Annotated in this window: 18 protein-coding genes and 2 pseudogenes; 11 read left to right on the forward strand and 9 right to left on the reverse strand. The window is 60.7% G+C overall.

Annotation, left to right across the window (positions count from 1 at the left end; genetic code table 11):
• Positions 1 to 28: 28 nt before the first annotated feature.
• The 3 genes from PMI30_RS25360 to PMI30_RS25350 all read right to left on the reverse strand — a co-directional run bounded on the left by PMI30_RS25360 (position 29) and on the right by PMI30_RS25350 (position 3,526).
• The gene (locus PMI30_RS25360) at positions 29 to 1,411 is read right to left on the reverse strand and encodes an MFS transporter (protein ID WP_008006317.1); all 1,383 of its coding nucleotides are present in this window, start codon (positions 1,409 to 1,411) and stop codon (positions 29 to 31) included.
• 135 nt (positions 1,412 to 1,546) lie between these two features.
• Positions 1,547 to 2,281 (reverse strand): ArsR/SmtB family transcription factor, encoded by a 735-nt coding sequence (locus PMI30_RS25355; RefSeq protein WP_008006319.1) that lies wholly within the window; start codon positions 2,279 to 2,281, stop codon positions 1,547 to 1,549.
• Positions 2,282 to 2,596: 315 nt separating this feature from the next.
• Complete coding sequence (locus PMI30_RS25350) at positions 2,597 to 3,526, reverse strand: LysR family transcriptional regulator (RefSeq protein ID WP_008006321.1); 930 nt, start codon at positions 3,524 to 3,526, stop codon at positions 2,597 to 2,599.
• 117 nt (positions 3,527 to 3,643) lie between these two features.
• On the opposite strand from PMI30_RS25350, the gene PMI30_RS25345 reads away from it, so the two are divergent.
• Entirely contained in the window at positions 3,644 to 4,657 is a 1,014-nt protein-coding gene (locus PMI30_RS25345) for a zinc-binding alcohol dehydrogenase family protein (protein WP_008006322.1), read from the forward strand.
• Positions 4,658 to 4,911: 254 nt separating this feature from the next.
• Positions 4,912 to 5,082 (forward strand): hypothetical protein, encoded by a 171-nt coding sequence (locus PMI30_RS31485; protein ID WP_007907130.1) that lies wholly within the window; start codon positions 4,912 to 4,914, stop codon positions 5,080 to 5,082.
• Between the two features lie 8 nt (positions 5,083 to 5,090).
• Here PMI30_RS31485 and PMI30_RS25340 read toward each other — a convergent pair whose 3' ends face one another.
• Both PMI30_RS25340 and PMI30_RS25335 read right to left on the reverse strand, forming a co-directional pair.
• Positions 5,091 to 6,287 (reverse strand): multidrug effflux MFS transporter, encoded by a 1,197-nt coding sequence (locus tag PMI30_RS25340; protein ID WP_008006325.1) that lies wholly within the window; start codon positions 6,285 to 6,287, stop codon positions 5,091 to 5,093.
• Positions 6,288 to 6,381: 94 nt separating this feature from the next.
• Entirely contained in the window at positions 6,382 to 6,579 is a 198-nt protein-coding gene (locus PMI30_RS25335) for a heavy-metal-associated domain-containing protein (RefSeq protein ID WP_008006328.1), read from the reverse strand.
• 161 nt (positions 6,580 to 6,740) lie between these two features.
• Between PMI30_RS25335 and PMI30_RS25330 the strand changes: the two genes are divergently transcribed.
• The 3 genes from PMI30_RS25330 (at position 6,741) to cueR (ending at position 10,128) form a co-directional block, all read left to right on the forward strand.
• A complete protein-coding gene (locus PMI30_RS25330; protein ID WP_008006330.1) occupies positions 6,741 to 7,124 on the forward strand; it encodes a hypothetical protein in 384 nt (127 codons plus the stop codon).
• A 200-nt stretch (positions 7,125 to 7,324) separates the two neighbouring features.
• Positions 7,325 to 9,718: a heavy metal translocating P-type ATPase gene (locus tag PMI30_RS25325; RefSeq protein ID WP_008006332.1), complete on the forward strand. Its 2,394-nt coding sequence runs from the start codon at positions 7,325 to 7,327 to the stop codon at positions 9,716 to 9,718.
• A complete protein-coding gene (gene cueR, locus PMI30_RS25320) occupies positions 9,715 to 10,128 on the forward strand; it encodes a Cu(I)-responsive transcriptional regulator (RefSeq protein ID WP_008006334.1) in 414 nt (137 codons plus the stop codon). The genes PMI30_RS25325 and cueR overlap by 4 nt, the downstream gene beginning before the upstream one ends.
• Here cueR and PMI30_RS25315 read toward each other — a convergent pair.
• Positions 10,082 to 11,296 carry an MFS transporter gene (locus PMI30_RS25315; protein WP_032834876.1) on the reverse strand — a complete coding sequence of 405 codons (1,215 nt, stop codon included), beginning with the start codon at positions 11,294 to 11,296 and terminating at the stop codon, positions 10,082 to 10,084. The two genes, cueR and PMI30_RS25315, sit on opposite strands and share 47 nt — an antisense overlap.
• Before the next feature lie 213 nt (positions 11,297 to 11,509).
• On the reverse strand, positions 11,510 to 12,403 hold the full coding sequence (locus tag PMI30_RS25310) for a PA4780 family RIO1-like protein kinase (RefSeq protein WP_007907116.1): 894 nt from the start codon (positions 12,401 to 12,403) through the stop codon (positions 11,510 to 11,512).
• A gap of 444 nt (positions 12,404 to 12,847) precedes the next feature.
• Between PMI30_RS25310 and PMI30_RS32055 the strand changes: the two are divergent.
• Both PMI30_RS32055 and PMI30_RS32060 read left to right on the forward strand, forming a co-directional pair.
• Positions 12,848 to 13,936, forward strand: a pseudogene (locus PMI30_RS32055) (cache domain-containing protein); the annotation flags it as partial.
• A gap of 129 nt (positions 13,937 to 14,065) precedes the next feature.
• The gene (locus PMI30_RS32060) at positions 14,066 to 14,794 is read left to right on the forward strand and encodes a methyl-accepting chemotaxis protein (protein WP_370694720.1); all 729 of its coding nucleotides are present in this window, start codon (positions 14,066 to 14,068) and stop codon (positions 14,792 to 14,794) included.
• A 203-nt stretch (positions 14,795 to 14,997) separates the two neighbouring features.
• Here the strand turns inward: PMI30_RS32060 and PMI30_RS25300 are convergent, their stop codons facing one another.
• Positions 14,998 to 15,789 carry an AraC family transcriptional regulator gene (locus PMI30_RS25300; RefSeq protein ID WP_008006340.1) on the reverse strand — a complete coding sequence of 264 codons (792 nt, stop codon included), beginning with the start codon at positions 15,787 to 15,789 and terminating at the stop codon, positions 14,998 to 15,000.
• 83 nt (positions 15,790 to 15,872) lie between these two features.
• On the opposite strand from PMI30_RS25300, the gene PMI30_RS25295 reads away from it, so the two are divergent.
• A complete protein-coding gene (locus PMI30_RS25295; protein ID WP_008006342.1) occupies positions 15,873 to 16,901 on the forward strand; it encodes a bile acid:sodium symporter family protein in 1,029 nt (342 codons plus the stop codon).
• Positions 16,902 to 16,915: 14 nt separating this feature from the next.
• On the opposite strand, the gene PMI30_RS25290 is transcribed toward PMI30_RS25295, so the two are convergent.
• The gene (locus PMI30_RS25290) at positions 16,916 to 18,214 is read right to left on the reverse strand and encodes an acetyl-CoA C-acetyltransferase (RefSeq protein ID WP_443216280.1); all 1,299 of its coding nucleotides are present in this window, start codon (positions 18,212 to 18,214) and stop codon (positions 16,916 to 16,918) included.
• Between the two features lie 318 nt (positions 18,215 to 18,532).
• On the opposite strand from PMI30_RS25290, the gene PMI30_RS25285 reads away from it, so the two are divergent.
• The 3 genes and pseudogenes from PMI30_RS25285 to PMI30_RS30305 form a co-directional block, all read left to right on the forward strand.
• On the forward strand, positions 18,533 to 19,885 hold the full coding sequence (locus PMI30_RS25285; RefSeq protein ID WP_008006344.1) for a 3-oxoacyl-ACP reductase: 1,353 nt from the start codon (positions 18,533 to 18,535) through the stop codon (positions 19,883 to 19,885).
• A 2-nt stretch (positions 19,886 to 19,887) separates the two neighbouring features.
• Positions 19,888 to 20,742 carry a MaoC family dehydratase gene (locus PMI30_RS25280; protein ID WP_008006346.1) on the forward strand — a complete coding sequence of 285 codons (855 nt, stop codon included), beginning with the start codon at positions 19,888 to 19,890 and terminating at the stop codon, positions 20,740 to 20,742.
• A gap of 551 nt (positions 20,743 to 21,293) precedes the next feature.
• Positions 21,294 to 21,480 (forward strand): annotated as a pseudogene (locus PMI30_RS30305) (DUF6124 family protein); the annotation flags it as partial.

Here is a 21,480-nt window from a genome sequence, read left to right on the forward strand (position 1 = left end):
GCTTGCCCGCGAAGAACGATAACGGTGATTAACGGACGATCACCGGCTCACTCAACTCTTCCAACGTTTTGCCCCGGGTCTCCATCCCGAACATCCACACCACCCCCGCCGCAATCGCAAAGCACATCGCCCCCAGCGCAAACACCCCGCCCTGCCCGGTCATCGGGAACACCAGCCCGGTCACCAATGGCCCGAGCAACGAACCCACTCGGCCGATGGCTGACGCGAACCCCGAACCCGTGGCGCGTGCCGACGTCGGGTACAACTCAGGGGTGTAGGTGTAGAGCACCGCCCACATGCCGAACAGAAAGAACTGCATCAGCAGCCCCGAAGTAATCAACAGACTGACGTTGCCGCCGAACACCGCACTCTGGCCATAAAGAAACGCCATGACCCCGCCGCCGAGCAATGTCACGATGCACACCGGTTTACGCCCCCAACGCTCCACCAGCCAGGCAGCCATGAGGAAACCGGGAATCCCGCCGAGGGAAATCAGTACCGTGTAATACACCGACTGGGTCACGGCAAAACCCGATTGTTGCAACAGCGCACTGAGCCAGGACGTCAGGCCATAGAAACCCAGCAAGGCGAAGAACCACACACTCCAGATCATCATCGTGCGCTGGCGATACTGCGGCGACCAGATCTCCCCTAGCGCAGAGAAGAAAGTGCCCGGTTGACTCGCCACCCGGGGCAGACGAATCGGTTCAGGCAAATCCGCACGGCCCAGTGAAGTCCGAACCCGCTCTTCGATGCCGAGCAAGACCTTATCCGCCGCGTCATGATGCCCGGCCTGCTCCAGCCAGCGCGGTGACTCGGGAATGAAAAAACGAATCGCCAGGACGAACACCGCCGGTACCGCCAATACCAGAAAGATGTCGCGCCAGCCAATCAGCGGCAACAGGAAGTACGACAGCACTCCGGCCGCGACGAAGCCGAGCGGCCAAAAACCATCCATCAACGCGATGTAACGCCCACGTCGCTTTGCCGGAATCAGCTCCGACAGCATCGACTGCGCAATCGGAAACTCCATGCCCATGCCAATCCCCAGCAGGATTCGGAACAGCGTCAGCGTTTCAACGTTCTGCGCCGTGGAGCACAGGTAGCTGGCGATGCCCCACAGCACAATGCTCCACTGAAACACCGGTTTACGCCCGAAGCGGTCGGCCAACATACCGGACAGCGATGCGCCCATGACCATGCCGAAGAAACTCGAACTGGCCAGCAGGCCCGCCTGCGCTGTACTCAGGCCGAACTCGGTTTTGATTGAGCCAAGGAGGAAGGTCATCATCGCCAGGTCCATGGAGTCGAAGAAAAACGCCAGGGCAATGATGATGAAAATGATGCGGTGATAACCGCTGATGGGCAGCCGTTCCAATCGTTCTGCCGCACTGAAGCTTCGTGTGTCCATGCCACATTCCCCCAATCCGAAAGTCCCCGGATCGAGTGTGCGCGATAGTGGCGGGGGGTTATTGCTGGATGCGACCTGTCCACAGCTCTGAACGACGTCTGAAACAAAGATCCCGGACGTCGCGCCTCGATGGCTCTAAAGCGCCATTTCCAGTTCGGTTTCCTTGGCGAAGCGATGGATTTCCCGTTGCCCCGCAGCGGTAATTTGCAACGCTCGCGAATCGTTGGGCAGGCTCAACCAGCCCGATTGCATGAACAGCTGCAACAACGCCGCGCCTAATGAACCACCCATGTGCGGGCGTCTTTCGCTCCAGTCCGGGCAAGCACAGGCGACTCTGCTGTTGCGATGAGCCAGCGCCTGGACGAACACACCGCGTGTTGCCAATTGTGTGGCGCCCTTGTGAGTGATCATGACTCGCTGATCGAATTGCTCGATCCAGCCCGCATCCAGCAGGCGCTGGTAGAGATCGGCGGCCAGGGTGCCGCCCAGATGGTCGTCGCAGAGTCTGGCCCGCAGCAATGACGAAGGCGCCGCCTGAGGTTTGGCGATAGGGCTCGTGCGTTTGAAAACCTCTGGAATGTCCCGAGGCGCGCTGGCGAGGGTCGCGCTGGCCAGCGCTTCTATCGCGGCGCCGACTTCGGGCGCGGCAAGCCGGAAAAACCGTTTGCGTCCACGGGTTTCGACTTTCAACAGACCTCCGGCGGACAAACGCCCTAAATGCGCACTGGCCGAAGACGGCGACAGGCCGGCCAGCAACGCCAGCTCTTCGGTTTGCCGCGCCGAGCCGTCCATCAAGGCCCACATCATTGCGCTGCGCTTCGGGTCAGCCAGCAATGTGGCGATCTGGCTGATGCAAGGTGCATGTTCCATGTATTCACTCCCTGTTGAATCGTTTCGTCTACTGCTCAGAGACATCTTGACCAGTAATGTGTCGTCGGCCAAGGCGCGAAAACCGCCATAAACCGGGCAAAGCCACCCACTCACCCAGCCATTGCTTCGTGGGTGCAACGAAGGTCCGGTGATGACCATCGGGTTTGACCGAATCGAACCTGAACTCGCCATTGCGAGGTCGACGGTGCGTACATGAGGCGAGCGCTAGTATAAGCGGGTTAACCGCCGGTTCCTGCCCTCGGGGATCCATTGGTGGTGATAGTTCCTGACAGAAATTTCGCTATTTGCCTGCGACTAATGATCGACATCCGATTTCGCTGGAAATTGACTGCTTATTCGAGCGCATCGGCTGGCAAGCATTTCCCGCAAAAGGTTCACCGGCTTACTCAATTGTGCGCGATGGGCGCACAACAAATTCAGCGGTGCGCGCTCACAGAGCAGCTCCGGCATCAGCACTTTCAACCGACCGGCCAGCACATCGGCCGCTACGTCGAGCCAGGATTTATACGCAATCCCCGCCCCGGCTATGGCCCACAGACGCACAACATCGGCGTCGTCACTGAAGCGATCGCCACTGACCGTCAGGCTCACCTCGCGTTTGCCATCGTGGAAACTCCAGTGATCGTGAACCCGACTGCCGAGCATGAACAACAGGCAATTGTGCTGAGCCAGTTGCTCCAGATGCCGGGGTTCGCCATGCCGGGCCAGGTAACTCGGCGCCGCACAGAGCACACGACGGTTCTGCGGGGCGATGGGCAACGCTACCAGGCTCGAGTCTTCCGGCTCGCCATAACGCAGGGCAATGTCCACCGGTTGGCGGAACAGGTCGGCGATGCGGTCGCCCAGCAGCAACCGTACCGTGAGTTTTGGATGCTCGTGCTGAAACTCATCGAGCCATGGCAACAGCAGGTTGCGACCGAAATCCGAAGGCGCCGACAGCTGCAAAATCCCGCTGACCTGATCCTGCCCGCTGGCCAGCAGGCGGCGGCCCTCATCAAGATTGCTCAAGGCTGCCCGGGCGTATTCCAGAAAGCCCTCGCCTTCAGCGGTCAGGCGCAGGCTACGGGTGGAACGGGCGAGCAAGCGCGCGCCGAGTTGCTGTTCGATGCGCTTCAACGCCGCACTGGCCACCGCCGCCGACATGTCCATCACCCGTGCCGCCGCCGACAGACTGCCCAGGTCCGCAGCCCGAACGAACAACTGCAAGTCATCGAAACGCAACATCTTCAGCCCCGATTATCAAAAAAATATTGAAAGAGACTGCTCTTTTAGCGGGTTTTATCTTGCCGGGAAATAACCAATCATCTGTCCCATCGAAATCATTCCCTCCCAGGAGCCCACATGAAAGCCATTGCCTACTACACCTCCCTGCCCATCAGCGACGAAAAATCCCTGCAAGACATCGAACTGCCAGAACCGGTCGCCGGCCCGCACGACCTGTTGGTGGAGGTAAAAGCCATCTCGGTCAACCCGGTGGACACCAAGGTCCGCCAGAACGTTGAGCCTGAAGGTGGCGCGGCAAAGGTGCTGGGCTGGGACGTGGCCGGGGTGGTCAAGGCCGTCGGCAGCGAAGTGACGCTGTTCAAGGCCGGCGACAAAGTGTTCTACGCGGGTTCTATTGCCCGTGCCGGCGGCAATAGCGAGTTGCATGTGGTGGATGAGCGAATCGTCGGCCATATGCCGAAAACCCTTGGTTTCGCCGAAGCCGCCGCCCTGCCGCTGACCGCCATCACCGCGTGGGAACTGTTGTTCGAACGCTTGCAAGTGCGCGAAGGCAAAACCGATGAGGGCCAGAGCCTGCTGATCGTCGGTGCCGCTGGCGGCGTGGGTTCGATCCTCACGCAATTGGCCAGCCAGCTCACCGGGCTGAAAGTCATTGGCACCGCTTCCCGGCCACAAACCCAGAGCTGGGTGCGTGACCTGGGCGCCGATCAGGTGATCGATCATAGCCAGCCGCTGAGTGAAGAACTCAAACGTGCCGGGTTCGCGCAGGTGACCCACGTCGCCAGCCTGACCCAGACCGATCAACACCTGGATCAATTGGTGGAAGCGTTGGCGCCGCAAGGCAAACTGGCGCTGATCGACGATCCGAAGTCGCTGGACGTGACCAAGCTCAAGCGCAAGAGCCTGTCGCTGCACTGGGAATTCATGTACACCCGCTCGCTGTTCGAAACCACAGACATGATCGAGCAGCACAAACTGCTCAACCGCGTCGCCGGGCTTATCGATGCGGGCACGTTGAAAACCACAGTCGGCGAGCACTTCGGAACCATCAACGCGGCCAACCTGCGGCGTGCCCATGAGCTGCTGGAGAGCGGCAAGTCCAAGGGCAAGATTGTGCTTGAAGGGTTCTGAAGAGTAGGAGCTGCCGGAGGCTGCGATCTTTTGATCTTGTGTTTTAAAAGCAAGATCAAAAGATCGCAGCCTTCGGCAGCTCCTACAGGGTACGACCGAAATATCCGGGATGTACGTCGATCCCTGTTGCCGTCAGTCAGAGAATTGACCGTTGTCACAATTGCGATCGTATTCGGGTCTACAATCGAAAACTCTGCGAACAATCATTCACGTGATGTCTTTTACGAGACGTCTTTTACGAAAGGAGCTCAGCAATGAAGATCCTGATAAAAGAAGTGGCAACATCCCGCTGGCAGGTCCGCCTGGATCAACACGCTGTGACGTTCCGCAGTGAGGCCGAAGCCCTGGCCTTCACTAAAACGCTTGAAGCGCGCTTGCACGCGCCCCATCAGATTCCCGACCGTCAGCATCGCGCTGCTGGCTGAGTCCGTCCTCAGACCCGGGCTTGCGTCAGCGCCCGGGCATTTTGCAAACGCCGGGTGAGCGTCGCCGCGCTCACCACCAGAATCCCGCACAGGCTGATGACCATGGCCATCGGCATGGCGCTGCCATCGTGCAAAACACCCACCAATGCTGCGGCCCCGGCAGCGACGCTGAACTGCAGGCAACCGAGCATCGCCGAGGCACTGCCCGCGCGCGCGCCCTGCCCGTTCATGGCGCAGGCCGACGCGTTAGGCACTATGCAACCCAGGCTGGCGATGCAGAGGAAGAGCGGAATCAGTAACGGCCACAACTGCTCGGTGTGCAACGCGCTGACCGCCAACAGGGCCAAACCGCCCGCCAGATAGAGCCAGACAGTACGCGCCAGTAAAAAGGCCGGACCGCGCTTTGCCAGCAATCGGGCATTCACCTGGGCTACCAGAATGAAACCCGCCGCGTTAATGCCAAACAGCCAGCCGAAATGCTCGGCCGGCACGCCATAGAGTTTGATGAAGACGAATGGTGAACCGGCGATGTAGGCAAACATCCCGGCGATGGCGACACCACCGGTCAGGGCATGGCCGAGGAAGACCGGGTCCGCCAACAACCGACCATACTGGCGTAGCGCGCCCGACAACGGTTGGCGCGGCACATGGGCCGGCAGACTTTCCGGCAACCCGAGAGCCACCGCCAACCCTGCCAGTGCACTGAAACCGGTCAGCACCAGAAAGATCGACTGCCAGCCAGTCGTGTTGACCAGCAACCCGCCCAGCATCGGCGCAAGAATCGGCGCCAGGCCCATCACCAGCATCAACTGCGAAAAGACCTTCGCCGAACCCACCGCATCGCATTTATCGCTGACCACCGCCCGCGCAATCACCATGCCCGCGCACCCGCCCAGCGCCTGGACGAAACGTGCGCCAATCAGCCATTCCAGGGTCGGCGCATAAGCACAGGCCAACGAAGCGGCGGTGAACAAGCCGACACCTGTCAGCAAGGGAATCCGTCGCCCAAAGCGATCCGCCACCGGGCCGTACGCCAGTTGGCCAATGGACAGGCCGAGGAAATAGGCCGCCAGGGTCAGTTGAACGTGTTTTTCGTCGGTGCCGAAAGCGAGCGCCATCGCCGGGAATGCCGGCAGATAGAAATCGATCGCCAGCGGACCGAAAGCGCTCAAGGCGCCGAGAATCAGGATTGTGCGGAGGTTCATCAGGCGTCCAGGTTAGACAGGAATCGGCAGGCCGACAGTCTAGCCTTGCGTGGACGCCTTGAACATTCCGTTAGGTCGCTAACTATTAAAAATGTTAGATCTGTTTTACCCCGTAACCCTCTTCGCTGATCGCGGCGATCACCTGATCGGCCGTCAGCGCGCTTTCAACGCCGACTTCTTTTGCCGCCAGATCAATGCGCACGCTGGCCGCGGGATCCTTGGCTTGCAGCGCCTGAGTGATGGCCTTGACGCAATGACCGCAAGACATGCCTTCAACATTGAACACTTGCATGGGACAACTCCTTGAATGAAGCCCTTTAATGAGGGTTGCAGGCAGTCTCGAGCTTGCCACCATGGCAAGGTCAAGTTCTGAAGCAAGCTGCCGGGCTGGCAATCGGCGTCGTGCTCGGCCAAGCTGCGTCCATCAATGACTCGACATCAGGAGATTCAGCCATGCGCTGGTCAGCTCTCAGCCTGTTTGGCTTCCTCAGCCTATTTGCCGCGATACCTTCGGTTCAAGCCGCCGGGGAGGATTACGGCGTGCTGATCATTTCCCGCGAGCGCCTGGAGGTTTCGACTTCCTGCGAGATCGGCGTGTACATCCAGGATCAGCTATCGGCGCGACTGTTCCAGGAACAGAGCACCTCGTTCAACCTGCCGCCGGGCAATGTGTCCCTGCGTCTCAAGCTGCTGCCGGGCCAGGCGCCGGGTTGCAATCCAGGTATGCTCGCGCCGGGTTCGCAGAACATCACGCTCAAGGCCGGGGATGTGTTGAAGTTCCGGATTGCGATGACGCAGGAAGGGATGTACCTCAAGCCTGCCGCCCTCGAGTATTGATCACCACCTACCTGTAGGAGCGAGGCTTGCCCGCGAAGAGGCCATAACAGTCAGCATCGATGGTGACTGTTATGGACCCTTCGCGGGCAAGCCTCGCTCCTACGAGGTGCAGAGTCGCGAGATGATTTGCAGACTGGCGCTTGACCTTGCCCGCATGGCAAGGTTGATCCTGTAGGTAATTTCTACAGGGAGCGTGACCGATGTCCGAATCCACTACTTTCGATCTGCCGATTGCCGGCATGACGTGCGCCAGTTGCGCCGGGCGTGTCGAGCGTGCCTTGAGCAAAGTTCTCGGCGCCACGGCCGTCAGCGTCAACCTGGCCACCGAACAGGCCCGGGTTCAAGCGCCCAGCGACAGCCTGCCGGCCTTGATGGACGCGGTGCAGCAGGCCGGCTACAGCGTGCCACAGCAGACTCTGGAATTGAGCATCGACGGCATGACCTGCGCCTCCTGTGTCGGCCGCGTCGAACGGGCACTGGCCAAGGTGCCGGGGGTCAAAAGTGTCAGCGTCAACCTGGCCAACGAGCGTGCCCACCTCGAATTGCTCGGCCAGGTCGACCCGCAAACCCTGATCGGCGCCGTGACCAAGGCCGGTTACTCCGCCAGCGTCTGGGAAGTCGAACACCCGCAAATCGACAATCAACAACAACGACTGCACCGTGAACGCTGGGCTTTGCTGGCGGCCATCGCCCTCGCCTTGCCGCTGGTGCTGCCAATGGTGCTGCAACCTTTCGGCGTGCACTGGATGCTCCCGGCGTGGGTGCAGTTCGCGTTGGCGACGCCGGTGCAGTTCGTCTTCGGCGCACGCTTCTATGTCGCTGCGTGGAAAGCCGTGCGCGCCGGCGCCGGCAACATGGATTTGCTGGTGGCCCTGGGCACCAGCGCCGGATACGGCTTGAGCGTTTACGAATGGGCCACCGCCGCCGGTCGCCTGCCGCACCTGTATTTCGAAGCCTCGGCGGTGGTGATCGCCCTGGTATTGCTGGGCAAATACCTGGAAAGCCGTGCCAAGCGCCAGACCGCCAGCGCCATCCGCGCCCTCGAAGCCTTGCGTCCGGAGCGAGCTATTCAGGTGATCAATGGCCGTGAGCAGGAGGTTGCGATCAGCGCTTTGCGCCTCAACGATCTGGTCATGGTCAAACCCGGCGAACGCTTCCCGGTGGATGGCATCGTTGTGGAAGGCCAGAGCCACGCCGATGAAGCACTGATCAGCGGCGAAAGTCTGCCTGTACCCAAACAACCGGGCGACAAGGTCACCGGCGGAGCCATCAATGGCGAAGGTCGGCTGCTGGTTCAGACCTTGGCGCTCGGCGCAGAAACCGTGCTGGCGCGGATCATCCGCCTGGTCGAAGACGCGCAGGCGGCGAAAGCGCCGATCCAGAAACTGGTGGATAAAGTCAGCCAGGTGTTCGTGCCTGTGGTTCTGCTGATTGCGCTGGCGACCCTGCTCGGTTGGTGGCTGTACGGCGCGCCACTGGAAACCGCATTGATCAACGCGGTCGCGGTGTTGGTGATTGCCTGCCCTTGCGCACTCGGGCTGGCCACGCCGACGGCAATCATGGCCGGCACGGGTGTGGCGGCGCGCTACGGGATTCTGATCAAGGACGCTGAAGCTCTGGAGCGTGCCCATGAAGTCAGCGCCGTGGTGTTCGACAAGACTGGCACACTGACTTCGGGTGCGCCGCGCATCGCTCATCTGAGGGCCATCGAAGGTGACGAAGCGGCCTTGTTGCAAATGGCCGGGGCGCTGCAACGCGGCAGTGAACACCCGCTGGCCAAGGCGGTGCTGGATGCCTGCACCGAACGCGGGTTGACCGTGGCCGATGTCAGCGACAGTCAATCGCTGACCGGGCGAGGCATTGCCGGCAGTCTCGACGGTCGGCGATTGGCTTTGGGCAATCGGCGTCTGCTGGAGGAAAGCGGACTGAGCGCCGGGCCATTGGCCGACTCTGCAACCGCTTGGGAAACCGAAGGCCGGACCCTGTCCTGGCTCATCGAACAAAGCCCTGAACCACGAGTGCTCGGCCTGTTCGCCTTCGGTGACACGCTCAAACCCGGCGCCTTGCAAGCGGTGCAACAGCTGAATGCACGGAACATCAGCAGCCATCTGCTGACCGGCGATAACCGCGGCAGCGCCAAGGTGGTCGCCGAGGCACTGGGCATCAGCGACGTCCACGCCGAAGTCCTGCCGGCAGACAAAGCGGCCACCGTCGCCGCCCTGAAAAAAACCGGCGTGGTGGCAATGGTCGGCGACGGCATCAACGACGCGCCAGCACTAGCTGCGGCAGACATCGGCATCGCCATGGGCGGCGGCACTGACGTCGCCATGCACGCTGCCGGGATCACCCTGATGCGCGGCGATCCACGGCTGGTGCCGGCGGCGCTGGAGATCAGCCGCAAGACCTACGCGAAAATTCGCCAGAACCTGTTCTGGGCCTTCGTCTATAACCTGATCGGCCTGCCGCTGGCGGCGTTCGGCTTCCTCAACCCGGTGCTGGCCGGCGCAGCCATGGCGCTGTCGAGCGTCAGCGTGGTCAGCAATGCGTTACTGTTGAAAACCTGGAAACCCAAAGACTTGGAGGACGACCGATGAACATTGGCCAAGCGGCCCGCCAGAGCGGTCTGAGCGCGAAGATGATTCGTTACTACGAATCCATCGGCCTGCTCAAGGCGGCCCATCGCACCGACAGCGGCTATCGGGTCTATGGCGACGACGATCTGCATACTCTGGCGTTCATCAAGCGCTCTCGGGATTTGGGTTTTTCGCTGGAGGAAGTCGGCAAACTGCTGACCCTCTGGCAAGACCGTCAGCGCGCCAGCGCCGATGTGAAGGCGCTGGCCCGTCAGCACATCGACGAGCTGAACCAGAAGATTCGCGAACTCGGCCAACTGCGTGACACCCTGCAAGACCTGGTAGAGCATTGCCACGGCGACCACCGCCCGGACTGCCCGATCCTCAAGGAGCTGGCGTCGGGCTGCTGCGCCGAACCCGTCCATTCCTGAGCGCCAACCCCTTCGCCACCAGCAACGTGGTGAGGGGAATACCATGGAACAACAGCACCACTGCGCCGGGCGTCCACCACGAATAGAACGGCGCGGCGATCAACATGCCGATACCGAACCCGGTCATTTGCAGCAGCGTCAAAAAGCTGAAAATCGGCAAGCGCAGGTTGTCCGGTTCACGTTGCAGACGCGACATCAGGCCTACTTCCGAGAACCCGTCGCCCAAGCCTGCGGGCAACGAAAACAGCAGCAAGCCGTAAAGCGTCTGCTGTTGGAACATCAGGATGAAGCCGCAGGACATCAGCAAAACGCCGAAGAAGAATCGCCGTTCAAGGTGCGCGTTGTCCGTACCTTTCAGGCGACTGGCAATTCGCGCACCGATGAATTTTCCGCTGGCCCAGACCGCCAGCATCAGGCCCAGGGTGGTGCTGGCCGACTCGGGTGTCAGCAGTTTTGAAATGATCGGGAGGCCGACATTGTGTGCGGCGCTGCCAAGCGTATCGGCCATCGCGACGGCAAGCATCGTCGCCAGCACCGGCGCTGTGCGCAAACCCTGACGCAGGGCCGACCATTCGCCTTGTTGCTGAAGGGGTTCATCACTGGGTGCAGGTCTGGAAAACCGCAGCGGCACAATCAACAACGCCGCCAGCAGGTAAGTGGCCACGTTCAGGGCAAACACCGTTTCAAAGCCAAACCCCGCCACCAACAACCCCGCCACCAGACTCCCGCCGACCATCGCCGCAGATGATGCAGAGGTCATCCAGGCGTTGGTCTTGAGCAGCTGCGCCTTATCGATCATGTGCGGTAATTGACTGTTGAGGCCAATGGCGAACATCGAATTGCCGAACCCCAGACCGAACGCGATCAGCGGTAGCAGCAGTGCTTGTTGGATGACCGGCAACACCAGCAGCAAGCCCAGCAAACCGGCGCGCAGCAGGTCGAAGGCAATCATCGGCAGGCGCCCGGCCCAGCGGCGATAGAACCGGGTGCCGATCAAACTGGCAAAGATCCCCCCGGCTACACGGCTGGCCAGGAAGATCCCGACACTCATGGCGCTGTTGCTGAGCAGGTAGACGTAGGTGGCCAGGGCAACCATGTTGAGGAAAGCGCCGAAGTCCGAAATCAGCCGGGCGGCGATGATCAGTTGGGCATTGCGGGTGGAGTTCACATTCAGTCCTTGAGTGTGGTAAGTATCGCCGTTGTGGATTGTCTGGTCTGACGCCATCGCGGGCAAGCCACGCTCCCACAGGTCAGGTGTCGATCATAGAATCCGGGGGCGACACAAAACCTGTGGGAGCGGGCTTGCCCGCGATGCAGACGACGCGGTCCCAAAAAAGCACCTGCAAAAAACCCGGCCGAAGCCGGGTTTTGGGTCAACCGATCACTGCATCCAGGGCGGAGGCGGTTCTTCGGCTTTGCTCGGTGGCGCGTCGTCCGCAGCGCGGATCGCTTGCTTACGCTCTTCATCGAGACGGGCCGCCTCGATTTCGCGCATGATCCCGCCGACGTCCGCCAGCTCTTCCGGCTCGTCGAACTCGCCGGTCAACACACTGGCCGGGTGCAAGGTGCCGGCTTCATACAACGCCCACATTTCCTTGGCGTACTTGGTGCGTTTCAACTCCGGTGCAAAGCGACCGAAGTAGGACGCCATGTTGCCCACGTCCCGCTCCAGCATGTTGAACGCGTGGTTGTTGCCCGCCGCGTCGACCGCTTGCGGCAAGTCGATGATGACCGGGCCGGTCGGCGTCAGCAGCACGTTGAACTCGGACAGGTCACCGTGCACCAGACCGGTACACAGCATCAGCACGATCTGCGAAATCAGAAACGCGTGATATTCGCGCGCCTGGTCCGGCTCCAGCACCACATCGTTCAGACGCGGCGCGGCATCGCCGTACTCGTCGGCCACCAGTTCCATCAGCAGCACGCCTTCGAGGAAGTCATACGGCTTGGGGACTCGCACACCGGCACCGGCCAGACGGAACAACGCCGCCACTTCGGCATTCTGCCAGGCGTCTTCGGTTTCTTTCTTGCCGAACTTGGAGCCCTTGGCCATCGCTCGAGCCTGCCGGCTGTTGCGCACCTTACGGCCTTCCTGATACTCGGCCGCCTGACGAAAACTGCGTTTATTCGCCTCCTTGTAGACCTTGGCACAACGCAGCTCGTTGCCGCAGCGCACCACATAAACAGCTGCTTCTTTACCACTCATGAGTGGGCGCAGCACCTCGTCGACCAGACCGTCCTCGATCAGGGGTTCAATGCGTTTTGGAGTCTTCATCAGCTTTTATTGTGGGTCCTTTATTACCAAACACGCGAAAGTCATTCGTTATACGGCAATCCACTCATTCGCGGGAGGGGTTGCCGACCTATGAACGTTCCCATGAACATCAAGAAGCACACAATGTGCCGGATTAATCAGACACAACTCATCGACCGCTCAAGATCATAGCTGAGCCTGCGCCACTTGTTGATGAAGGGCTACAAGGGCATTTGCGACAGAATCTGACACGTAGCCCCTACCCTTCGCCGGATTTTTCTCAACCGGCCTCAATTTCCACGTTCCTCAGCCGAAGTCATTAGAGAGAAAAGGAATTGTCCGACAATCGCCCCGACAATGATAACGAGGGCGCACTCAAGGATCGGGGTATCGAACGTTTTCGGCTGCCAATAATCCGCGAGTCATCTGCACTGCGTGGGCCTACAAGAAAAAACTGGAGCGCGGATGAACATCAAACAGAAGCTGACCTGGGCGTTTGCAATCATCGCCTGCTTGCCCGTGGTGCTGGTCGCCACCCTCGTGGTGCTGAACTTGCGCAGCGATGCCAAGGATAATTTTGTCGATGGCAGCGGCCGCGAGATTCGTCAGGTCAGCAATGCCATGCAACTGTTCTTTGACGGCATCAGCCAGAACGTCGATTACCTGGCCACCCAACCGCTGATCAAAAACTCCGACGACAGCCTCAAGACCTACATGAGCGCCAACGCCGAGAGCATTCCACAAGGCGAGTCGGACAAAAAGGTCTTCGCTCTCCTCCAGGACCTGGGCAACAGCCACCCGGCCTACGCCTACGCCATCCTCGGTACGGCGGCGGGCGGTTACGTGTCATGGCCGGACGACGCGAAGCTGAGCAATTACGACCCGCGCCAGCGCCCATGGTACAAGGCCGCGCAGGCCAAACCCGGTAAACCGTTTCGCACCGAGGCCTATTACTGGGCTCAGGATGACGCGACTTACGTCAGCACCGTGCGCACCATCGACAACAAGCTGGGCACCAACGGCGGCGTGGTCAGCATTGATGTGACGCTCAAGCAGCTCACTGAAATCGTCAAACAGATCAAACTCGGCGAAACCGGCTACCTGATGCTGGTGGAAAACACCGGCACGGTACTGGTCGATCCGAAGCAACCAGCACACAACTTCAAAGCCCTGACCAGTCTCGGCGACGGATACGCGCAACTCGCCAAGGCCGGCAAAGGCTTGGTAGAAGTCGAACTCAATGGCGAGCGCTACATGGCCAACGTCTGGCCGTCGGAACAACTGGGCTGGACCTTTATCGGCCTGATCAAGCAAACCGACGTGATGAGCTCGGCCACTCAACTGACCTGGCTGATCGCGATCATCGCGGCGGTACTGGCGGTGTTCTTCGCCATCGTCGGCGCCAGCTTCGCCAGCCTGATCGTGCGGCCGATCCGCAGCGTGGCCAGCGGTCTGGAGGGCATCGCCCAGGGTGAAGGCGACCTGACCAAGAACCTGCAAATCCGTGGCAGCGACGAAACGGCTCAACTGGCCAACTGGTTCAACCAGTTTCTGGCGGCGATTCGCAATTTGATTCAGAGCATCGGCGGCGCCGCGACCAAGATCCTCGCCACCTCCCAGAGCTCGACGCAGGTGTCCAGCGACATGGCCGAAGCCGCCGGGCGCCAGCGTGAAGCGGTGGATATGGTGTCCACGGCGTTCCACGAAATGGTCGCCACCGCCAACGAAGTCGCGCGCTCCTGCAGCCAGGCCGCCGAGTCGGCCGACAGCGGCCAGCGCCAGGCGCGCGAAGGTCAGCAGCAGATCGATGCCGCAGTGAGCAGTGTTGATCGCTTGAGCCAGGAAATCGAACAGTCGGCGCAATCGATGCAACAGCTTGAGCGCGATAGCAACGACATTCAGTCGATCCTCGGGACCATTCGTTCCATCGCTGAACAGACCAACCTGCTGGCACTGAACGCCGCCATCGAAGCGGCCCGGGCGGGTGAACAGGGTCGTGGTTTTGCGGTAGTGGCGGATGAAGTTCGCGCCTTGGCCAAACGGACTGCCGATTCCACGGCGGAAATCGACGGTCTGCTGGGCAACCTGGCCAAGCGCACCAGCCAGGTGACCCAGCAAATGCATGCCAGCCTGGAAGTGTCTCAGCAATCGGTGACCCGTATCGGCGAAGCGCGCAGCAGCTTCGGGCAGATTCGTGAGTCGGTGGATGTGATTCGCGACATGAACACTCAAATCGCCACGGCGGCTGAGGAACAGCATCAAGTGGCGGAAGACATCAATCGCCACATCAGCCAGATTCATGGCGATGCGCAGTTGGTGGCAGAACTGGCGAACTCGGCGCGCCTGGACTCGCAGAGCCTGGCTGGGTTGTCGAATGAGCTGGATGGGTTGGTTCGACGGTTCAGGACCTGATCCAAAATCCCGGTGGCCGCTTCGCGGCCAATCGCGAGCAGGCTCGCTCTCACAAGGACAGCGCAAAACCCTGCTCGCGAAGACGGACTGTCAGCCAACAGAGATGTTGAATGTGATGGCCTCTTCGCGGGCAAGCCTCGCTCCTACAGGTTTTGTGTCGGATGCGATCCCTGTAGGAGCGAGGCTTGCCCGCGAAGGCGTCATCACTGCCTAAACAATTCCCCCGGGGTAAACCCGAACAACCCCTTGAACGCGGCAATAAACGCCGACGTCGAGTCATACCCGCAAGACAGCGCGGCATTGGTCACGCTATTCCCCTCCTCCAGCAAACTCAGCGACGACAGCAGCCGCATGCGCTGCCGCCAGCCGCGGAAGCTCAACCCGGTTTCACGCTGGAACAAGCGCATCAGGGTTTTCTCCGACGAGCCCAAACGCTCGGCCCATTCCTGCAGGGTCGCATTGCGCTCAGGGCTGTCGATCAGCTCGTTGCACAAGCCCAGCAAACGTTCATGCCGGGGCAGCGGCAGGGAAAACCCCACCTCGGGCAGACTCGCTAACTGATCCAGCAGCACGCCCACCAATCGCGCCTCCTGGCTGTCGCCCTGTGGATATTCCACGGGAAGCAGGCAAAAACGCTTGATCAACTCCCGGGCCAATGGCGTGACTTCCAGCACCCGGCAACGCCCGTCCGCCCATTGGCAGTCCTCGCGGCGCACGTACAGGCTGCGCATCTCGGCTCGCATCGAGGTCACGACCTGATGCTCGAGATCCGCCGGAATCCAGATGCCCCACTGCGGCGGTGCAAAGAAACTGCCTTCGGCGGTATGCACGCCAAGAACGCCGCTGATGGCGTAGGAAAACTGCACCCAATCGTGACGATGAGGCGGTGTCCACGAACCGGCGTTCAGACTTTCCGCTCGTGCATACAGCGGACGCGGCAACGCCGTAAGTGCCGGGATGGTGCGCTCGAGGGAAATTTGTCCGTTAGTCGGCATTGATTGGCCTTATGTCGCAAGACGGCTGATGGAGCCGACGTTAGGCTAAGTCATCAATTCTTACAAACGTATTCGGTGCCGGTATGCATGCCTTCAAACACCTCAAACGCGTGGTCACCGACTGGTTCTTGTGCGGCATGCTGATCGCCACGCTGCTGGCGTATTTTTTCCCGACCTTCGGCGCCACCGGCGGCGGGATGCACGCGGAGTACGTGATCAACGTCGGCGTGTTTCTGGTGTTCTTCCTGCACGGGGTCAACCTCTCCAGCGAACAGATCCGCCACGGGCTGAAAAACTGGAAGCTGCACGTGATGGTTCAGGCCTTCACCTTTGCGGTGTTTCCGCTGATCTGGCTGCTGAGCTACAAGTTGCTGGGCTCGCACCTTCCATCGCTGCTTATGCTCGGCTTCCTCTACCTCTGCGCCCTGCCCTCGACCATTTCCTCGTCCGTGGCGCTCACCGGCAGCGCGGGCGGCAACGTACCGGCAGCAATTCTCAACGCGAGCCTGTCCAGCGTGCTGGGGATTTTTCTGACACCGTTGCTGGTGAGTTTCGTGGTCGGCAGCGGCGCGGGTGGCATTGATCTGGGCTCAACCCTGCTCGATTTATGCGCCATGCTGCTATTGCCGCTGGTGCTCGGGCAATTGCTGCGGCCGTTACTGGGCAAGTTTTTCGCTCGGCACAAGCGCTACACCAACATCGCCGACAAACTGGTGATCCTGCTGCTGGTGTACGCGGCGTTCTGCAACTCGATGATCTCGGGGATGTGGCAGCAACAGGGCAACAGCGTGATTCTGACTGCGCTGTTGGGCAGCGCGATTTTGCTGGCGATCATCCTGTGGATGACCACCCGCACCGCTCGCGCGCTGAAGTTCAGCCCCGCCGATGAGATTGCTGCGGTGTTCTGCGCCAGCAAGAAATCCCTGGCGGCCGGTGCACCGATGGCGGCGCTGATTTTCGGCGCCAACCCCGGCCTTGGCTTGATCCTGCTGCCGATCATGATCTATCACCCGTTGCAGCTGATCGTCTGCTCGGTGATGGCCGAGGGTTACGCCAACCGCAACCGGGAACTGGCCGCGCAGCAACGCGCGGCAGTGCTCAACCCCCAATAATCCGCAATCAGCAATCAGCGCTCGATAATCGCCGTCACGCCCTGACCGCCGGCGGCGCAGATCGAGATCAACCCTCGACCCTTGCCCGCCGCGTCCAGCAGCTTCGCCAGGTTGGCGACGATGCGTGCACCGGTGGCGGCAAACGGATGCCCGGCGGCCAGTGAGCTGCCCTTGACGTTGAGGCGACTGCGGTCGATGGAGCCCAACGGTGCGTCAAGGCCGAGTCGGGTTTTGCAATATTCCGGATCTTCCCAGGCCTTCAACGTGCACAGCACTTGCGCGGCGAACGCTTCATGGATTTCGTAATAATCGAAGTCCTGCAAGGTCAGGCCATTGCGCGCCAGCAAACGCGGCACCGCATAGACTGGCGCCATCAGCAGCCCTTCGGCGCCATTAACGAAATCCACCGCCGCCGCTTCGCCGTCGCGCCAATAGGCGAGGATCGGCAAGCCGCGCTCTTTCGCCCATTCCTCACTCCCCAGCAGCACCACCGACGCGCCATCGGTGAGTGGCGTGGAATTGCCCGCGGTCAGGGTGCCCTTGGCGCTTTTCTCGAAGGCCGGTTTCAATGAGGCGAGTTTTTCCAGGGTCAGGTCCGGGCGCAGGTTGTTGTCCCGGGTCAGGCCGAGGAACGGCGTCATCAAATCGTTGTGCCAGCCTTCGGCGTAGGACGCGGCCATTTTCTGATGGCTTTCCTGGGTCAGTTGATCCTGCTCGGCACGCGGGATGTTCCAGGTCTGGGCCATCAACTCACAGTGGCCGCCCATCGACAGGCCGGTACGCGGCTCGCCAATGCTTGGAAAGTCGGGCATCAAGTGTCGAGGGCGCAATTGCAGGAAGGTTTTCAGTTTGTCGGCGGTACTTTTGGCGCGGTTGGCTTGCAAGAGGAGCTTGCGCAGGCTTTCGTTGACGCCGATCGGCACGTCCGAGGCGGTATCAACGCCACCGGCAATGCCACATTCGATCTGACCCAGAGCAATTTTGTTTGCCACCAGCAACGTCGCCTCCAGCCCCGTACCGCAGCCTTGCTGGATGTCGTAGGCCGGTGTCGTCGGCGACAACCGCGAGCCCAGTACACACTCTCGGGTCAGGCCGTAGTCCTGCAAATACTTGAGCAACGCGCCTGCCGCCACTTCGCCCATGCGCAAACCGTGCAGGTTGTAGCGCTCGATCAGGCCTTCCAGCGCTGCGGTGAACATCGCCTGGTTACTGGCAGTGGCGTACGGCCCGTTGGACCGGGCAAAGGGAATACGGTTACCACCGATAATCGCGACGCGACGCAGCTGAGTCATGAAAAAGCTCTCCTTCCTGATATTCAATTGTGAACACACTCCTGTGGGAGCGGGCTTTTGTGGCGAGGGGGCTTGCCCCCGTTCGACTGCGAAGCAGTCGTAAAACCAGTCAGCACTTTCTAAATTCAAGATCGTGGTGACTGTTTTCAGGGGCGCTTCGCACCCCAACGGGGGCAAGCCCCCTCGCCACAAGAGCCCGCGCCCACAGGTTCTGCGCTCCCCGAAAGTCCCGTTACAAACTAACCTGCAATGTTCAAGCGTAGGCCGTATCTCGCGGATCGAACGACTAATTGCCGTTCATGGTCCACACTTTTAATCCCAGTTGCTGGAGCATGATCCATGTCTGACCGCTATATCGACTTCGCCAATTCGTCCATCGGCCATCGTGTGGTCGGAGCCCTGGGTCTGCCGTCGCCGGTACGACTGGAACGCTGGCAAGCAGGCCGGCTGCGGCCTATCGAGGGGGCGCTGTTGATTGGCGGTGGCCCGTTGGCGGAAAAAGTCAGCACCCTCGGCAACCGCCTGACCGATACGATTTACAGCTACGGCACCGATCCGACCCTGGCTACCGCGTGGATTCCCGGTCACGGCCAGAAACTCAAAGCCGTGGTGTTCGACGCGAGCGACCTGGTGCAGGTCGATCAGTTGAAACAGCTGCGCGAGTTCTTCCAGCCGCTGATGAAAAACCTCGACCACCATGCGCATGTGGTGATTCTTGGCCGGGCGCCGGAGACCTTGAGCGACCCGTTCGCCGCCAGCGCACAGCGTGCACTGGAAGGTTTCAGCCGTTCGCTGGCCAAGGAACTGCGCAGCGGCGGCACTTTGCAGCTGATCTATGTCGGTGAAGGTGCCGAAGATCAGCTGGAAGGCCCATTGCGGTTTTTCCTCTCGCCCAAAAGCGCGTTCATTTCCGGGCAAGTCATTCGCCTGAAGGCGTGTGAGACGCAGGTGATGGACTGGAGTCGTCCCTTGTCGGGACGCAAGGCACTGGTGACGGGCGCGGCTCGCGGCATCGGCGCCTCGATCGCCGAAACCCTGGCCCGCGACGGCGCCGAGGTGATCCTGCTCGACGTGCCACCGGCCAAAGCCGATCTCGACGCCTTGGCCGCACGCCTCGGCGGGCGCGGCATCACGCTGGACATCTGCGCCGAAGACGCCGCCACACAACTGATCGAACACCTACCCGATGGCATCGACATCGTGGTCCACAACGCAGGTATCACCCGGGACAAAACCCTGGCCAACATGACCCCGGAATTCTGGGACGCGGTGCTGGCGGTCAACCTCAACGCGCCGCAAGTACTGACCAAGGCTTTGCTCGACAGCGGCACCTTGCGCGACAACGGCCGGGTAATCCTGCTGGCGTCCATCAGCGGCATCGCCGGCAATCGCGGGCAAACCAATTACGCCGCGAGCAAGGCCGGATTGATCGGCCTGGCCCAGGCCTGGGCACCGCTGCTGAGTGAGCGCGGCATCAGCATCAATGCCGTGGCGCCAGGGTTCATCGAAACCCAGATGACCGCGCACCTGCCCTTCGGCGTGCGCGAAGCCGGACGGCGCATGAGTTCGTTGGGCCAGGGCGGCCTGCCACAAGACGTCGCCGAAGCCGTGGCCTGGCTGGCACAACCGGGCACCGGAGCGTTTACCGGGCAAGCGTTGCGCGTCTGCGGGCAAAGCGTTTTGGGAGCCTGATCATGACCACCGACTGGCACACTCTCCATAGCGAACCGGGCCTGCAAACGCTGTATGTGAAGGCGGCAACGCGCCGCAAAATCACCGGCACCACATTGCCCGACCTGGGTTATCACTGCTGGGTCAATGTCGATCCGAAACGCCTGGAAGCTTATCGAAAAGTCTGTGGTTTCGCCGACAACGGGCTGCTACCACCGACGTATCCACACATCCTGGCGTTTGCCTTGCAGATGCAATTGCTTACCGCCAAAGCGTTTCCGTTCCCGCTGTTGGGGCTGATTCACTTGAGCAATCGCATCCGCATCTTGCGCCCCATGGGTGGTGTGCACCGGGTGCGGATCAGTGTGAAGGTGCAGAACCTGCAACCCCATGCCAAGGGGGCGACATTCGATTTGGTGACGACGCTCGACGATCAGTTGGGGCCGCTGTGGGAGGCTGAAAGCCAGATGCTCTGTCGCGGCGTCAAACTGGAAGGCGAGCCTGTGGAGGAAGCGTTTGCATCGACATTGTTGCTGACCGAAGTGGCCCACTGGAAAGCGCCTGCGGACATTGGCCGGCGATACGCCAAGGTGTCCGGAGACTACAACCCGATCCACCTCAGTGCGATCAGCGCGAAGCTCTTCGGTTTCCCTAGCGCCATCGCCCATGGCCTGTGGAACAAGGCACGTACGCTGGCAGCCCTGACCGATCATTTGCCAACGGCCAACGTCGAGATTGCGGTGCAGTTCAGGAAACCGGTGCGCCTTCCCAGTGAAGTGACGCTGATGTCCAGTGCGGCGGGGTCCAGCGGGGATTTTCAGTTGATGGGTGCGGGGGAGATTGAGCATATGGCGGGGCAGTGGCGGCCTGTTGCCTGATTATCCGGTACATACGCGGCTCCACTGTAGGAGCGAGGCTTACCCGCGAAAGCTTTCTAACATTCAACATTGATATCGCCTGACACGCCGCCTTCGCGGGCAAGCCTCGCTCCTACGGGGATCGCCATTGGCCTTTCGAGGGCGGTCTGACAGCCGACCAATTTCTTCCGGATGCACACGATTCAACTGTGGGAGCGGGCTTGCTCGCGAAGGCGGCCTCAGAGGCAACGATGTTTATCGATCAGTAAAAACATCAGAACCTTCCCACATGTTTTTCAGGTTGCCCGTCGGACGCTGCGTCTCTAGCCTTTGTCCGTCGCTGACAATTCAGCGACCGGGCGTCGCGGCTCGTTTCTTGAGGCATAATCGCTCCACCAAACAACAACACTTTTGGGTGTCTGTCGTTTCGTATCATGGCGACTGTGCGCGGGATACCTTCGGGTATGCCGAGATATGCCTCTGGGATCGGTCCGCGAACCCGCGTACAGCTGCCACCCCAAATTGCATCGCGGCAATTTGGAAGTGGCTCCATTTCATCCAGAGGTGTAATCATGTTCAAAGCAACCCCGAATCCCCCAGAAACCGACAACGTTTCCCCCTACGAATCCCTCGATTCAAAAAAGCTTCACGACGCCGCTAACCGAGCGCTCGATCACTACCTCAACCCATCCGCCCTCAAAGCCCCCGTGGTCCGCAAGCCAAGCACGATGTTTATCGTTGCGCCGGATATCAAAGACG

Origin of the sequence: Pseudomonas sp. GM50 (genome assembly GCF_000282375.1) — a bacterium.
Classification (GTDB): Bacteria; Pseudomonadota; Gammaproteobacteria; order Pseudomonadales; family Pseudomonadaceae; genus Aquipseudomonas.